Source organism: Pseudoxanthomonas sp. SORGH_AS_0997, from assembly GCF_031453535.1.
Taxonomy (GTDB): Bacteria; Pseudomonadota; Gammaproteobacteria; order Xanthomonadales; family Xanthomonadaceae; genus Pseudoxanthomonas_A; species Pseudoxanthomonas_A winnipegensis.
Genome location: NZ_JAVIZI010000001.1, coordinates 3,030,168 through 3,045,072, shown reverse-complemented (window position 1 = coordinate 3,045,072; position 14,905 = coordinate 3,030,168). Strand labels below are relative to the sequence as shown.

Genomic DNA, 14,905 nt, shown 5'->3' with positions numbered 1-14,905 from the left:
GCCGTGCAAGCGCGCGGGCTGGAAAAGGACCTGCGCCGGGCGCATCCTGTGGCCATGAAAGTCCTCGGCATCGAAACCTCCTGCGACGAGACCGGCGTGGCGGTCTACGACACCGCCCAGGGCGGCGCGGCCGGCCTGCGCGCCCACGCGGTCTACAGCCAGATCGCCCTGCATGCCCAGTACGGCGGCGTGGTCCCGGAGCTGGCCAGCCGCGACCACGTGCGCAAGCTGCTGCCGTTGATCCGCCAGACCCTGGGCGAGGCCGGCCTGTCCACCCGCGATCTGGACGGCGTGGCCTACACCGCCGGGCCCGGCCTGGTCGGCGCGCTGCTGGTGGGGGCCGGCGTGGCCCGTGCGCTGGCCTGGGCGCTGGACCTGCCGGCCATCGGCGTGCACCACATGGAAGGCCACCTGCTGGCGCCGCTGATGGAGGACGACCCGCCCGCGGCGCCGTTCGTCGCGCTGCTGGTCTCCGGCGGCCACACCCAACTGGTGGCGGTGGACCGGATCGGCGAGTACCGCCTGCTCGGCGAGACCCTGGACGATGCGGCCGGCGAGGCCTTCGACAAGACCGCCAAGCTGATGGGCCTGCCGTATCCAGGCGGCCCGCAGCTGGCGCGGCTGGCCGAGACCGGCACGCCGGGGGTCTACACCTTCGCCCGGCCGATGACCGACCGCCCGGGCCTGGATTTCAGTTTCTCCGGCCTGAAGACGCAGGTGCTGCTGGCCTGGCGCGACAGCGACCAGTCCGAGGCCACGCGCGCGGACATCGCGCGCGGCTTCGAGGACGCGGTGGTCGACACCCTGGCGATCAAGTGCCAGCGCGCGCTGGAGGCGGCCGGCAGCGACACGCTGGTGATCGCCGGCGGCGTGGGCGCCAACAAGCGCCTGCGCGCCAGGCTGCAGGCCATGTGCGAACAGCGCGGCGGCCGTGCCTGCTTCCCGCGCCCGGCGCTGTGCACCGACAACGGCGCGATGATCGCCTTCGCCGGCGCGCTGCGCCTGGAAGCCGGCCAGCGCAGCGACGCGCAGGTGCACGTCACCCCACGCTGGGACATGGCCACGCTGCCGGCGGTGGCGTAGAGCGGAGCTTGCTCCGCTGCGCTTCGTTCGGTTTGTGGGGAAGGCCCCAGCGGAGCGAGCTCCGCTCTACAGGCGGCTGCCACCCGCACAAGCAAGCATCGGCGCCGCCTACAATGACGCGATGACCGAAGACGTTTCCCAGCCCCGCATCCAGCTCGAGCCTTCGTGGAAGGCGCGGGTGGGCGATTGGCTGCTGCGGCCGGAGATGCAGGCGCTGTCGGCGTTCCTGCGTCAGCGCAAGCAGGCCGGGGCGCATGTGTTTCCGCCGGGGCCGCAGATCTTCGCGGCGTTCGATGCCACGCCCTTCGAGGCGGTCAAGGTGGTGATCCTGGGCCAGGATCCGTATCACGGCGCCGGCCAGGCGCATGGGCTGTGCTTCTCGGTGCTGCCGGGCGTGCCGGTGCCGCCGTCGCTGCAGAACATCTACAAGGAGCTGGCCAGCGACATCGGCTTCACCCCGCCGGATCACGGTTGCCTGATGCCGTGGGCACGCCATGGCGTGCTGCTGCTCAACTCGGTGCTGACGGTCGAGGAGGGCCGCGCCGGCGCGCATCAGGGCAAGGGCTGGGAGGGCTTCACCGACCATGTGATTCAGACGCTGGCGCAGGAGCGCGAGCATCTGGTGTTCCTGCTCTGGGGCAGCTATGCGCAGGCCAAGGGCAAGGTGATCGATCCGCGCCGGCATCGGGTGCTGAAGGCGCCGCATCCTTCGCCGCTGTCGGCGCATCGGGGCTTCCTGGGCTGCCGGCATTTCTCGCAGGCCAACGAGTATCTCGATCGGCATGGGTTGGGGGCGGTGGACTGGCGTCTGCCGCCGCGGGCGCAGTTGGCGCTTTAAGGCTTCCGGTAGAAGCGCCTCTGTTGTTTCTCCCTGGCGGGGAACGACTTCTTGATCAGCCATTCCTGAAGGGCGCGTGCTCTGCCCCCTCCCTTTGGCCGCAGGCCAAGGGGAGGGATGGGGAGGGGTTGCTTTTCGCGGGGAAGTCAAAAGCAAAAGCACCCCCTCCCAACCTCCCCCTTCGCTTCGCGAAAGGGGAGGGGCTGTTCTGGACTTCGGGGGGACGAGGTGGGCTGTTGGCGGTTCCGCTTCGTCTGCGTGCCGAGAAAGGCGTGCGGCTGCGGCTGGCGGCAAGGTCGCGGACGCCGTCTTCAGGGCTGCCGCCCTGCGCCGGGGTGCGGTGCTAGGAGGCCTTCTTGGTCGTGGTGGTCTTCTTGGCCGGGGTCTTGCTGGTGGTGGCCTTCTTGGTGGTGCTGGCCTTGGTCGAGCCGGACTTGCTGCTGCTCGACTTGCTGGAGCTGGACTTCTTCGTGCTCGACTTGGTGCTCGACTTCTTGCTGGTCGAGGTGGCCTTCTTGCGGGTGCTGCTGGTCGTGGCCGACTTGCGGCGCTCCTCCGGCGGGGACACCGGCGGGGCGGGCAGGGGCTCGGCCGAGACGGTCTTGACCTCGGCCTGCAGCGCCTCGAGCTGCGGGATCATCTTCTGCTGGATGCCGACCATCAGGCTCTGCATCACCGCCGGCGTGCGGTCCAGCAGGCGCTGGCCGGCCTTGCTCTCGTAGAACTTGGTCATCGCCTTGACGTCGTCGTCGTCGAAGGTCTTGCGGTACACGTCCAGATAGACCGGGCGCATCTGCTCCCAGGCCAGCGACTGGCGCACGATCTCGGAGGTCTTGGCCTGGATCTGCTGGATCTCGGCCTGCTGCTGCGGGGTCAGCGTCTTGCCCTGGGTCAGCTGGGCGAACTGCTCGCGCTGCATGGCCTCGACCTGGGGCTGGATCGCCGCCAGCATGCTCTGCGCGCGCGAGGCGGCCAGCAGTCGGTCGATCTCCTCGTCGGTCGGCACGCGGGCCAGCGCGGGCGCGCAGACCGCCGCCAGCAGGGACAGCAACAACAGGACGGACGTGAATCGACGGCGTGGCATGTGGATCTCGAAAAGGCGCGCAACGTGACCGGCGATGGTGCCGAGCCGGCGCGGGGTGCGTGTAAAAATTTCACTAAGCAAGGGCGGCGATTCTGCGTCGGTTCGCCTCGCTCGCAAAGCGCGATGACAGACTCGTCAGGTGCGCGCGCGGGCGGGGGTTCAGGACCGCGATGGGCGATAGCCCGCGTGTCGCGGCATCGCACGGCGTGTCATCGCCTTGTCCTACAATCGCGGCCATGCCGGCCGGTTCCCTCCAGATCACCCCTGCGCTGTCGATCCCCGAGGAGGAGCTGGTCGAGCGTTTCGTGCGCGCCAGCGGCGCCGGTGGGCAGAACGTCAACAAGGTGTCCAGCGCGGTGGAGCTGCGTTTCGACGTGGCCGGCTCGCCGTCGCTGCCCGAGGCCCTGCGCAGCCGCCTGCTGGCGCGTCGCGACCGGCGCCTGACCGACGAGGGGGTGCTGGTGATCGACGCGCAGCGCTTCCGCACCCAGGACCGCAACCGCCAGGACGCACGCGAGCGCCTGGCCGACATCATCGCCGCCAGCCTGTCGGTACCCAAGGCGCGCGTGGCGACCCGACCGAGCCGCGCCTCCAAGCTGCGCCGGCTGGATGAGAAGAAGACCCGTGGCCAGATCAAGCGCAACCGGACCGCACGTGACTGGGACTGACCCGACCCCGAGGCCGCCGGGCCAGATGCCGGCCACCCCCCGCAACATGCCGCGTGTGAAGCCCAACCGCTTCAATCGCTGGTGCGCGCGCACGCTGTTGCGCCTGAGCGGCTGGCGCATCGCCGGCGAGCTGCCGGACATCCCCAAGCTGGTGATGATCGTGGCCCCGCATTCGTCCAACTGGGACGGGCTGTGGGGCATGGCGGCCAAGATCGCGATGGGCTTCGAGGTCAAGGTGCTGGCCAAGGCCAGCCTGTTCTGGTGGCCGCTGTCGATCCTGCTGCACAAGCTGGGCGTGGTGCCGGTGGACCGCGCCAACGCCGGCGGTGTGGTCAGCACCGCGGTGGACACCATCCGCCGCAGCGAGCGCATCTGGTTCGTGGTCACCCCCGAGGGCACGCGCAACCGCGTGGACAAGTGGAAGGCGGGCTTCTGGAAGATCGCCCGCGCCGCCGATGTGCCGGTGCTGATGGCCTACTTCCACTACCCCGAGAAGATCATCGGCCTGGGGCCGGTGTTCCATACCAGCGCCGACATGGAGGCCGACATGGCCGCCATCCGCGCCTGGTACCGGCCGTGGATGGGGAAGACGCGCGGCACTGTGTGAGGAGCGGGCGGAGAGGAACGAGGCGCGAGTGAGCGCGGAGCTTCGACCCGCGCTCCGGCGCGCGCGCGTTCCTCGTTCCTCAGCACGCGGTTCTCACAAGGCCTTGCCGCCGAACTTGTAGGTGAAGTCCAGATACAGGCTGCGCCCCAGCGAATCGAACCAGGACACGTCGTAGTACGGATAGGCGGTGTAGCTGGCGTCCTTGGGCGGCATCTTGTCCAGCACGTTGTTGACCGTCAGCGACAGGCGCGCGCGGTCGCCGAACTGCCGCGACAGCGACAGGTTGTAGCGCCAGGTCGCCTCGACCCACGGGCTCTGGCCCGAGTCCTCGTCGAAGTCCTGGTCGTAGGAGGCGTAGTTGGGCAGCTTGCCCAGGCGCTGGCCGTACACCGTGGCCGACCAGGCGGCCTTGCTCCAGCCCAGGCTGGCGCTGGTCTTGGTGCGCGGGATGTCGTAGCCGCTGTTGATGGCGAACTCGTCCACCATCGGATCGCCGGCATAGACCTGGATGTCGTGGCGGTGCACCCAGGTGTAGTCCAGGCCCAGCGTGAACAGGCCCAGGCCGGTGTCCAGCTTCCAGTGCGCGGCCAGGTCTGCGCCGGAGGTGCGTTCGCGGGCGATGTTGATCGGTTCGACGGACACGCCGTAGAGCTTGCCGTCCGCCAGGCGGGTGACGCGCGAGAGCGCGTCCACGCACGTGCCCGAGCCGAGCGGGACCGCGCCGGTGAGGCAGTCGCGCTCATTGCGCAGGACCACGTCCACGCGCAGGTCCTGCACCTGGTCGCGCATGTCGATGTCGAACCAGTCCAGCGAGATGTCGAAGCCCGGCGTGGGCGAGAACACCAGGCCGGCGGTCCACGCGGTGCTGGTCTCCGGCTTGAGGTCGCGGTTGCCCACGCGCGTGCGCACGATGCCCTCGTCGCCGTAGCTGCAGTCCTCGTACGGCGTGCCGGCCTCCTCGGTGTCGCAGCGGTAGTAGTCCACGCCGGAGGTCTCGTCCTCGCCTTCCTGGGCGAACAGGTAGTGCAGGTCCGGTGCGCGGAAGGCGGTGCCGTAGGAGCCGCGCAGCAGCAGCGCGTCGATCGGGCGCCATTCCACGCCCGCGCTCCAGGTCGGCTTGTCGATGCTGCGGCCGGCGAAGCGGTACTGGTCGAAGCGCCCGGCCAGGCTCAGGTTGAGGCGCTCCAGCAGCGGCAGGCGCAGTTCGCTGGCCACCGCCCAGCGGTTGCGGCTGCCGTGGCCGTCGGAGTCCTTCCAGCTGTAGTAGTAGTCCTGCGTGGCCAGCGGATCGGGCTTGAGGTCGTAGCCCTGGCTGCCGAGCTCGGCGGTGGCCGACAGCCCGGCCGGTCCGCCGGGCAGGCCGAACAGCTCGGTGTTGGTCAGGGTGAAGGCCAGCGTGTCGTTGCGCGACTCGGGGTGGTAGGTGGAGCGCGCGAAGATGCCGTCGTATTCGGCGCGGGTCAGCGGGGTGTACAGGCGCGCCGGGTCGGCGTCGTAGATGGGATAGCCCGAGTCCTCGTCGATGCCCAGCATCGGCCCCAGGAACAGGTCATTGGCCTTGGACGCGACGATCTGCGGCCAGCTCACCGCCAGCGAGTACTGCGAATGCGACAGCGAGGCCTCCCAGTCCCAGGCCTGGCCGAAGCGGCCGGCCAGGCCGGTGGTGAGGCTGAAGGTCTTCTGCCGGTTGCGGACCGTGCCGGTGTTCAGCCCGCCCATCTCCTCGGGCGTGAACTGGCGCTGCCAGTACTCCACCTGCTCGGTGGCCTGATTGTAGAAGTAGCCGTCTTTCTGCCCGTTGGGCTGCTGGTAGGACCAGCTGCGCACATCGCGGAACAGGTCGATGGTGTGATAGCCGGCCTGCACGTCGGCGAACCAGCGCAGTCCGTCGCCGAAGTCGTAGTTGAAGCTGCCGTAGGCGTTGAGCCCCTCGCGCTTGCTGATGATGGTGCCGTAGCCGATCGCCTTGTCGCTGCCGCAGTAGTAGCCGGGGCCGTAGTCGTCCAGCGCGGGGTCGTAGTCGCCGTAACGCGGGCGCGAGGCGTAGTAGGTGGAGTTGCCGTTGAAGCGGGCCAGCGCCTCGCAGGTGTCCCGGCCCGGGTCGAGGTAGGTGTCGTAATAGTCGGTGCGCAGGAAGCCGCGGCGCGCGATTCGGCCGCTGGCCACGGGGGAATCCTGCGAGGAGTCCTGGATGCCGCGCTGATAGGCCCACAGCGGGTTCTGTCCGGTGTACTCCAGTCCGTACACCGCGCTGAAGGCGCCGCGCTCGAAGCCGCTGGAGATGCTCAGGTCGAACGAGTCGGCATCGCCGCGGCTGGTGGTGCCGAAGCGGTAGTCCACGGTGGTGCCGTCGGCGTGCTTCTTCAGGATGAAGTTGACCACGCCGGAGATCGCGTCCGAGCCGTACACCGCCGAGGCGCTGCCGCTGAGGATCTCGATGCGCTCGATCATCCCCAGCGGGATGTTGGAGATGTCGGTGAAGTTGCTGCGGCCCTTGAACGGCAGCGGGAAGTCGGCGATGCGGCGGCCGTTGACCAGCACCAGGGTGTGGTTGGGCCCCAGCCCGCGCAGGTCCACCTGCTGGGCGCCGGGCGAGAAGTCCGCGCCGTTGGCCGACTGCTGGCTCTGGGTCTCGCCGCCGTTCTGGGTGATCGCGCGCAGCACGTCGGGCACGGTGGTGAAGCCCTTGGCCTTGATGTCCTCGGCGGTGATGGTGGTGATCGGCGCAGGACCCTCGACCTGGGCGCGCGGGATGCGCGAGCCGGTGACCTGCAGGCGCTCCAGGTCGGTCGGGGCGTCGCTGTCGGCCTGCGGCGCGGGCGCGGGCTTCGGGCGCGCGCTGATCGCAGGCCGCGGGGTCGCGTCCTGGCGGGCGATCAGCAGGGCGCCGGAGGCGTCGCGCCGGGCGACCAGGCCGCTGCCTTCGAGCAGGCGGTCGGCGGCCTGCGCCGGGCTCAGCTCGCCGCGCACGCCGCGGGTCTGCAGGCCGGCCAGCTGCTCGGGGCGGTAGAGCAGCTGCGCGCCGGTCTGGCGCGAGAGCGCCTGCAGGGCGCCGTCCAGGCTGCCGGCCGGGATGTCCAGTTGGCTGGCGGCCTGGGCCGGGGCGGACAGTGCCGCCGCACAGGCAGCGCTCAACAGCAGCGTTCGCAGCTTGGAATGCATTCGACTCTCCCCAGAGTGGCGGGCGTGCGGGGGGGCGCGCCCATGCAAGGCTCAGGACGAACAAGTCCGCCACTCCCCCCACGCGATCGACGCGCGGCGTGCTCAGCGGCTGTGCAGCAGCACCGTCCCGGGGCGGCGTTCGGCGTGCACGGGGAAGCCGCGTTCGAGCAGGCGCACGAAGCCGTCGGCGTTGTCCCACTGGAAGGTGCCCGACACCCGCAGCGCAGCGGCCCGGGCGTCGGCCACCACCAGCTTGTGCGCGTTGTAGCGGTTGAACTCGGCCACCGCCTCGCCCAGGGCGGTGTCGCGGAAGCTCAGCAGGCCGCCGCGCCAGTCCAGCGCGGCCTCGGCCTCGGCCAGCGGCACGCTGCGCACCAGCACCCCGTCCGGGCCGGCGATGGCGATGCTGCCGGCCGGCAGCAGCGTGGTCGGGGCGGGGCGGTCGCCGTGGTCGTCCGATTCCAGCCGCACCGTGCCTTCGGTGACGACCACGCGGGTGGTGGCGCCGTCGCGGCGTACCGAGAAGCGCGTGCCCACCGCTACTGCGCGGCGTTCGCCGGCCTCGACCACGAACGGCCGGTCGGCGTCCTTGGCCACCTCGAAGTAGGCCTCGCCGCGTTTCAGTGCGATGCGCCGGCGCGCGGCCGACAGCGCGACCTCGATCAGGCTGTCGCTGCTGAGCGTGGCGCGCGAGCCGTCGGACAGGGCCACCGGCTGCAGCTGGCCCAGCGCGCTGGCGTAACTCGCGCTTTCGGTGACCGCGTAGTGCCTCCAGCCGGCGCCGGCCATGCCCAGGGCGAGCAGCAGCACGGCCGCGCCGGCGAGCAGGGCGGGCCAGCGGCGGCGGGAGCGGGCGGGGCGTGGGGCGAAGACCACCTGCGACAGGTCGGCGCCCGGGCTGGGAGTCGCGGCGGGCGCGGTGGGCGGTGCCGGCGTGGACGACCAGGCGCCGCGCGGCGGCACCGTGCCCGGCGCCACCCCGGCGCCGAGCGCGGCCAGGCGCCCGCTCTGCTCCCAGGCCGCCTCCAGCCGCAGGAAGGCGATGCGGTGCGCGGTGGCCTGCGCCAGCCAGGCCTCCAGCGCGTCCTGTGCCTGGGTGTCCCAGTCCCCGCAGTCGCGCCGCGCCAGCCACGCGGCCGCGCGCGACTCAATCCTGGCGCTGTCCGTCGACATGCCGGTGTCCGGTCGGTTGCGATGCGGTGGCGGCGGGGCGCGCCGGGCCGCCGCCGTGATAGGCCCCGGCCAGCAGGCGCATGCCCTTGGCCAGGTGCTTCTCCACGGTCTTCTCGCTGATGCCCATGCGCATGGCCGCCTCCTTCTGCGACAGTTCCTCCACCCGCCGCAGCCACACCACTTCCCGGCAGCGGTCCGGCAGCCGGTCGAACGCCTCGGCCAGCCGCCTGAGCACCTGCCGTCCGCCGCACACGCGCTCGGGACAGGCCTCATCCACCAAGACGTGCAAGGCGTCCAGATCACCCACTGCCTCGATCGACACCACCCGCCCGCGGCGCAGCCGGTCGGTCATCAGGTGGCGGGCGGTGGCGAACAGGAAGGACTTGGGCGCGGTCGGCAGCGCCTTGCCGGCGGCCTCGTAGACGCGCACGTAGATCTCCTGGCGCAGGTCGTGGACCTCGTCGGGCCGCGACCAGCTGCGGCGCAGATACGCGCTCAGCGACGCCTCGTGGATCAGGATCTCGCGGATGAACCAGTCGTCCAGGGCGGTGCGCATGGCCTGCACCATAGCCGAGCCGACGCGCTGTTGCCCACGGGGGGATTGGCGCTGTTCGTTCGTCCTGCATGGCTGTCGCCCTCCAAAGGAACCCCTGCCCATGCCGTCCGTTTCGCGCAAGTCCTGGCCGCTGCTGGCCGCGCTGCTGTGGTCGGGTGTGGCGATGGCCGCGCCGGCCTCGCTGGACCACTACCTGCTGGGCGACGCCAGGGCCGCCACGCCGGGCAAGGTCCAGCCGGGCCTGCTGCTGATGGGCGGCGGCGACCGCAACCACGACGCCCTGCGCTGGTTCTTCGCCAAGGCGGGCAACGGCCACCTGGTGGTGCTGCGCGCCTCGCAGGCCGGCGAGGTGGGCGAGGAGTTCTATCGCGAGGTCGGCGGCCCGGTGTCGGTGGAGACCTTCGTCTTCCACGACCGCCAGGCGGCCTACGACCCGAAGATGCTGCAGGCCCTGAAGCGGGCCGACGGCATCTTCATCGCCGGCGGCGACCAGTCGCGCTACGTGCGCTTCTGGAAGGACACGCCAGTGGCCGCCGCACTGGATGCGCACGTGGCCGCGGGCAAGCCGCTGGGCGGCACCAGCGCCGGCCTGGCCATGCAGGGCGAGTATCTGTACGGCGCCATGGATGGCGGCAGCCAGACCAGCCCGCGCGCGCTGGCCGATCCGCTGGGGCCGGAGAACACCATCGAGACCGGCTTCCTGCACCTGGCCGCGCTCAAGGGCGTGGTCACCGACACGCACTTCAGCGAACGCAACCGGCTGGGCCGGCTGATCGGCTTCGTGGCCAAGGCCGAGACCCTGGCCGGGCATCCGCTGATCGGCCTGGGCGTGGACGAGAGCGCGGCGGTGGCGGTGGAAGGCGACGGCAGCGCCCGCGTGTACGCCACCGCGCCCGGCGCGGGCGCGACGGTGGTGCAGGGCGGCTTCACCGAGCGCCAGGCCGAGGACAGCCCGATGCGGCTGGCGCAGGTGCGCACGCTGGGCGTGGGCGCCGGCTCGGTGCTGCACCTGCCGGCCGGCACGGTGGACGCGCCGGTCTTCCAGCGCCGCTACGCGGTGCGCGACGGCGTGCTGGTCCTGCTGGATGCGCCGATGCTGGTGATCCACGGCGGGGCCGGCGTGGAGCGCAAGGGGATGACGCCGGCCGACGAGGTCGAGGCGCGTGCGGCGATGACCGCCGCGCTGCAGGCCGGCCATGCGCTGCTGACCCAGGGCAAGCCGGCGCCGGAAGCGGTGGCCGCGGCCATCACCGTGCTGGAGGACTCGCCGCAGTTCAACGCCGGCAAGGGCGCGGTGTTCACCCACGACGGCAGGAACGAGCTGGACGCGGCGATCATGGACGGCGCCAGCGGCAAGGCCGGCGCGATCGCCGGCGTGCACCGGGTCAAGAATCCGATCCTGCTCGCCAAGGCGGTCATGGACCACTCCCAGCACGTGATGATGGTCGGCGATGGCGCCGAGGTCTTCGCCCGCGAGCAGGGCATCACGCTGGTCGATCCGTCGTACTTCCGCACCGAGAAGCGCTGGCAGCAGCTGCAGCAGGCGCTGAAGGAAGACCGCCTGGGCCTGGCCCACGGGGACCTGGCCACGGCCAAGCACTTCGGCACCGTCGGCGCGCTGGCGCTGGACGGCGCCGGGCGGTTGGCGGCCGGCACCTCCACCGGCGGCATGACCGACAAGCGCTACGGCCGGGTCGGCGATTCGCCGATCATCGGCGCCGGCACCTATGCCAACGCGCAGTGCGCCGTGTCCGGCACCGGCTGGGGCGAGTTCTACATCCGCGCGGTGGCCGCCTACGACATCTGCGCGCGGATGAAGTACGCAGGCCAGTCGCTGGTGCGCGCGGCGCAGACGGTGATCAACCGGGAGATCCCGGCCGCCGGTGGCGACGGCGGTGCGATCGGGCTGGCCGCCGATGGCGTGGTCGCCTTCCCGTTCAATACCGAAGGCATGTACCGCGGCTGGATCGGCGCCGACGGCGTGCCGCACGTGGCCATCTACAAGGACGACCCGCTGCCGCTGCCGGCCGGCCAGGCGGCGCCTTAAGCGTGGCTGGCCCGGCGCCCGCGCCGGGCAGGCCGGGCCCGGGCGTCGGTGCGTCCTGACGCTGACCTTTGGCCCAATCGGCCAGCGTCCGGCACGTGCCAGCGAACGGCAGATCGGGTAGCGTGCGCGGCTCTTCCGCAATGGCTGGATCCCGCATGACCCGCACCCTCGCTCTTGCCACCGCCATCAGCCTGGCGCTGGCCGCCTGCCACGCACAAACGGAGGCCGATGCCGTGAAACCCGCCGCGTCCACCCCGGCCGCCGACGCCGCGCCGCAGCGCGCCAACCCGCTGCTGAGCGCCAGCACGCTGCCCTTCCAGGCGCCGCCGTTCGACAAGATCCAGGACAGCGACTACCTGCCGGCCTTCGAGGAAGGCATGCAGCAGCACACCTGGCCGAGATCCGCAAGATCGCCGACAACCCGGAGCCGGCCACCTTCGCCAACACGCTGGAGGCGATGGAGCGCAGCGGCGAGACCCTGACCCGCGTCTCGCGCATCTTCTTCGGCCTGGTCCAGGCCGATACCAACGATGCGCGTCAGAAGATCCAGGAAGAGATCGCGCCCAAGCTGGCCGCGCACCAGGACGAGATCAACCTGGATCCGAAGCTGTTCGCGCGCATCAAGAGCCTCTACGACCAGCGCGACACCTTGAACCTGGACCCGGAGCAGAAGCGCCTGGTCGAGTACGAGTACCAGGAGTTCGTGCGCGCCGGTGCGCAGCTGTCCGACGCCGACAAGGCCACCCTGCGCAAGCTCAACATCGAAGAGACCACCCTGGCCACGCAGTTCCACACCAGGCTGGTCGCGGCCGCCACCGCCGGCGCGGTGGTGGTGGACGACAAGGCCAAGCTGGACGGCCTGTCCGACGGCGACATCGCCTCGGCCGCGCAAGGACGCGGCCGCGCGCAAGCTCGACGGCAAGTACCTGCTGGCCCTGCAGAACACCACCCAGCAGCCGGTGCTGGCCTCGCTGAAGGATCGCGACCTGCGCCTGCAGGTGATGAGCGCCTCGCAGACGCGCGCCGAGAAGGGCGACGCCAACGACACCCGCCAGACCGTGCAGCGCCTGGCCCAGCTGCGCGCGCAGAAGGCCAAGCTGCTCGGCTTCGACAGCTACGCCGCCTACAGCCTCAGCGACCAGATGGCCAAGACGCCGGACGCGGCGCTGAAGCTGCTCACCGACACCGTGCCCGCCGCCACCGCCAAGGCGCGCAGCGAGGCGGCCGAGATGCAGAAGGTGATCGACGCGCAGCAGGGTGGCTTCAAGCTCACCGCCGCCGACTGGGACTTCTACGCCGAGCAGGTGCGCAAGGCCAAGTACGACCTGGACGAGGCGCAGATCAAGCCGTACTTCGAGCTGGACAACGTGCTCAAGAACGGCGTGTTCTACGCCGCCACCCAGCTCTACGGCATCACCTTCAAGGAGCGCACCGACATCCCGACCTACCACGACGGGATGAAGGTCTACGAGGTGTTCGACCAGGACGGCAAGTCGCTGGCGCTGTTCTACACCGACTACTTCAAGCGCGACAGCAAGTCCGGCGGCGCCTGGATGGACGAGTTCGTCGGCCAGAACGGGCTGAGCGGCACCAAGCCGGTGGTCTACAACGTCTGCAACTTCACCAAGCCGGCGCCGGGCCAGCCGGCGCTGCTGAGCTTCGACGACGTCACCACGATGTTCCATGAGTTCGGCCATGCGCTGCACGGCATGTTCTCCAACGTGAAGTATCCGACCCTGGCCGGCACCGCCACCTCGCGCGACTTCGTCGAGTTCCCCTCGCAGTTCAACGAGCACTGGGCCTCCGATCCGAAGGTGTTCGCGCATTACGCCAAGCACTACCAGACCGGCGAGGCGATGCCGGCCGATCTGGTGGAGAAGATCAAGAAGTCGCGCACCTTCAACCAGGGCTATGCCACCACCGAGTACCTGTCGGCGGCGCTGCTGGACCTGTCCTGGCACACCCTGCCGGCCGACGCGCCGCTGCAGGACGTGGACAAGTTCGAGGCCGATTCGCTGAAGAAGTACAAGGTCGATCTGGCCGAAGTGCCGCCGCGCTACCGCACCACCTACTTCGACCACATCTGGGGCGGCGGCTATTCGGCCGGCTACTACGCTTACTTCTGGGCCGAGGTGCTGGACGACGATGCGTTCGAGTGGTTCAAGGAGCACGGCGGGCTGAGCCGCAAGAACGGCGACATCTTCCGCGACAAGATCCTCTCGCGCGGCAACACGGTCGACCTGGCCACGCTGTACCGCGACTTCCGCGGCAAGGATCCCAGCGTCGCGCCGCTGCTGGAGAATCGCGGGCTGAAGTGAGGCGGGTTTTTCCGCCGAGTTCTGGCGGGAGATATGAAAAAGGACGGCTTCTGGCCGTCCTTTTGCTCTTGTCGCGCTAGGGATTGCAGTGCGTGGGCGTTGCGACTTCGAAAGGGGCAGCGGTCCGGCGGGCGGCGTCCGCCTTCCCCTCAGTCAGGGCATCCTGCCCTGATTCGGGCGCTCGGCCTCCTGCCTCGCTCGTCGCGGCCACCGCCCGCCGGCCCGCTGCGGCGCGCTTCATGTCTCATGACTTCGGCTCGAAAGAAATCCTGACCTGTCAGCCGCAGAGCCTCGACCCGACAGGGCATGGCACAACATGGGCCATGCCGTGCGCACAGTCCTCGCAAACCCTGTGGGAGCCGCCATGGCGGCGACGAGGCTTTACCAGTAGAGCCTCGTCGCCGCCACGGCGGCTCCCACCTGTAGAGCGGAGCTTGCTCCGCTGCTCTTCGATCGGTTCGTGGGAAGGCTCCAGCGGAGCAAGCTCCGCTCTACAGCAGGCCGCTGCGAGACTTGAGAAGACAGTTGCTCCCACCGAGCAGGGGTCGTACTCAGTCCATATGCAGGCCGCCGTTGACGGCGTAGTCGGCGCCGGTGACGTAGGCGGCCTCGTCGGAGACCAGCCAGGCGCACAGGCCGGCGACTTCGGCCGGCTGGCCCAGGCGGCGCACCGGCACGCTGGAGGCCAGGCGCTCCAGCATGTCGGGCGGGAAGCCGCTGATCGCCGCGCTGGCGATGTAACCGGGCGAGAGCGTGTTGACCGTCACCCCACGCGTGGCCACTTCCTGCGCCAGCGCACGGGTGAAGCCGCCCATCGCCGCCTTGGCCGTGGCGTAGTTGACCTGGCCGATCTGGCCGCGGTGCGCGCTGACCGAGCCGATGTTGACGATGCGTCCCCAGCCGCGCGTGGTCATGCCGTCGATCACCTGCTTGGTGACGTTGAACAGCGCATGGAGGTTGCCGTTGATCACCGCCTGCCAGTCCGCGCGCTGCATCTGCCGGAACAGCTGATCGCGGTGGCCGCCGGCGTTGTTGACCAGCACGTCGATCTCGCCGACCTCCGAGCGCACCTGGTCGAAGGCGGCCACGGTCGAGTCCCAGTCGGCCGCATTGCCCTCCGAGACGATGAAGTCGAAGCCCAGCGCGCGCTGCTCGCGCAGCCAGCCGGCCTTGCGCGGCGAATCGGGCCCGCAGCCGACCACCACGGTGTGGCCGCTATGGGCCAGCTTCTGGCAGATGGCCGTGCCGAGGCTGCCCATGCCGCTGGTGACGTAAGCGATGCGAAGTGTCATTGGATGGACCTTGAGGTTGGAAGAGCGGGGGACTGGGGGCCGGAGGTCAGGGGTCAGGGGTCAGGGGTCAGGGAAAA

10 protein-coding genes and 2 pseudogenes are annotated in these 14,905 nt (G+C 70.3%); 7 read left to right on the top strand and 5 right to left on the bottom strand.

Features of this window, described 5'->3' with window-relative positions; genetic code table 11:
* The first annotated feature begins 54 nt into the window (after positions 1-54).
* A complete protein-coding gene (gene tsaD / locus QE438_RS13335; protein ID WP_306994992.1) occupies positions 55-1,083 on the top strand; it encodes a tRNA (adenosine(37)-N6)-threonylcarbamoyltransferase complex transferase subunit TsaD in 1,029 nt (342 codons plus the stop codon).
* A 121-nt stretch (positions 1,084-1,204) separates the two neighbouring features.
* A complete protein-coding gene (gene ung, locus QE438_RS13330) occupies positions 1,205-1,921 on the top strand; it encodes a uracil-DNA glycosylase (RefSeq protein WP_306994994.1) in 717 nt (238 codons plus the stop codon).
* 343 nt (positions 1,922-2,264) lie between these two features.
* Here the strand turns inward: ung and QE438_RS13325 are convergent, their stop codons facing one another.
* Complete coding sequence (locus tag QE438_RS13325) at positions 2,265-2,975, bottom strand: DUF2059 domain-containing protein (RefSeq protein WP_228257934.1); 711 nt, start codon at positions 2,973-2,975, stop codon at positions 2,265-2,267.
* A 266-nt stretch (positions 2,976-3,241) separates the two neighbouring features.
* On the opposite strand from QE438_RS13325, the gene arfB reads away from it, so the two are divergent.
* Complete coding sequence (gene arfB / locus QE438_RS13320) at positions 3,242-3,673, top strand: alternative ribosome rescue aminoacyl-tRNA hydrolase ArfB (protein ID WP_130521545.1); 432 nt, start codon at positions 3,242-3,244, stop codon at positions 3,671-3,673.
* Between the two features lie 25 nt (positions 3,674-3,698).
* The gene (locus QE438_RS13315) at positions 3,699-4,280 is read left to right on the top strand and encodes a lysophospholipid acyltransferase family protein (protein WP_234852743.1); all 582 of its coding nucleotides are present in this window, start codon (positions 3,699-3,701) and stop codon (positions 4,278-4,280) included.
* Between the two features lie 93 nt (positions 4,281-4,373).
* Here the strand turns inward: QE438_RS13315 and QE438_RS13310 are convergent, their stop codons facing one another.
* The 3 genes from QE438_RS13310 to QE438_RS13300 form a co-directional block, all read right to left on the bottom strand.
* On the bottom strand, positions 4,374-7,442 hold the full coding sequence (locus tag QE438_RS13310) for a TonB-dependent receptor (protein WP_306994998.1): 3,069 nt from the start codon (positions 7,440-7,442) through the stop codon (positions 4,374-4,376).
* A 102-nt stretch (positions 7,443-7,544) separates the two neighbouring features.
* Positions 7,545-8,615, bottom strand: a complete 1,071-nt coding sequence (locus QE438_RS13305; RefSeq protein WP_306995000.1) for a FecR domain-containing protein — start codon at positions 8,613-8,615, stop codon at positions 7,545-7,547.
* Positions 8,590-9,171, bottom strand: coding sequence for an RNA polymerase sigma factor (locus QE438_RS13300; RefSeq protein ID WP_306995002.1), 582 nt, complete (start codon positions 9,169-9,171; stop codon positions 8,590-8,592). Before QE438_RS13300 ends, QE438_RS13305 begins: the two co-directional genes overlap by 26 nt.
* Between QE438_RS13300 and QE438_RS13295 the strand changes: the two are divergent.
* The 3 genes and pseudogenes from QE438_RS13295 to dcp all read left to right on the top strand — a co-directional run.
* Positions 9,143-10,027 (top strand): annotated as a pseudogene (locus tag QE438_RS13295) (cyanophycinase); the annotation flags it as partial. The gene QE438_RS13300 and the pseudogene QE438_RS13295 overlap by 29 nt on opposite strands.
* A 237-nt stretch (positions 10,028-10,264) precedes the next feature.
* A complete protein-coding gene (locus QE438_RS13290) occupies positions 10,265-11,218 on the top strand; it encodes an isoaspartyl peptidase/L-asparaginase (RefSeq protein WP_306996308.1) in 954 nt (317 codons plus the stop codon).
* A 155-nt stretch (positions 11,219-11,373) separates the two neighbouring features.
* Positions 11,374-13,536 (top strand): annotated as a pseudogene (gene dcp / locus QE438_RS13285) (peptidyl-dipeptidase Dcp).
* Between the two features lie 551 nt (positions 13,537-14,087).
* Here dcp and phbB read toward each other — a convergent pair.
* Complete coding sequence (gene phbB, locus QE438_RS13280) at positions 14,088-14,828, bottom strand: acetoacetyl-CoA reductase (protein WP_130536011.1); 741 nt, start codon at positions 14,826-14,828, stop codon at positions 14,088-14,090.
* Positions 14,829-14,905: the final 77 nt, after the last annotated feature.

What these genes read in the sequence shown, in the direction of transcription:
- ung (WP_306994994.1), top strand. Translation starts at nt 1,205, where the DNA reads ATGACCGAAGACGTTTCCCAGCCCCGCATCCAGCTCGAGCCTTCGTGG.
- QE438_RS13300 (WP_306995002.1), bottom strand. Translation starts at nt 9,171, where the DNA reads ATGCGCACCGCCCTGGACGACTGGTTCATCCGCGAGATCCTGATCCAC.
- QE438_RS13305 (WP_306995000.1), bottom strand. Translation starts at nt 8,615, where the DNA reads ATGTCGACGGACAGCGCCAGGATTGAGTCGCGCGCGGCCGCGTGGCTG.
- arfB (WP_130521545.1), top strand. Translation starts at nt 3,242, where the DNA reads ATGCCGGCCGGTTCCCTCCAGATCACCCCTGCGCTGTCGATCCCCGAG.
- QE438_RS13290 (WP_306996308.1), top strand. Translation starts at nt 10,265, where the DNA reads ATGCTGGTGATCCACGGCGGGGCCGGCGTGGAGCGCAAGGGGATGACG.
- QE438_RS13315 (WP_234852743.1), top strand. Translation starts at nt 3,699, where the DNA reads ATGCCGGCCACCCCCCGCAACATGCCGCGTGTGAAGCCCAACCGCTTC.
- tsaD (WP_306994992.1), top strand. Translation starts at nt 55, where the DNA reads ATGAAAGTCCTCGGCATCGAAACCTCCTGCGACGAGACCGGCGTGGCG.
- QE438_RS13310 (WP_306994998.1), bottom strand. Translation starts at nt 7,442, where the DNA reads ATGCATTCCAAGCTGCGAACGCTGCTGTTGAGCGCTGCCTGTGCGGCG.
- phbB (WP_130536011.1), bottom strand. Translation starts at nt 14,828, where the DNA reads ATGACACTTCGCATCGCTTACGTCACCAGCGGCATGGGCAGCCTCGGC.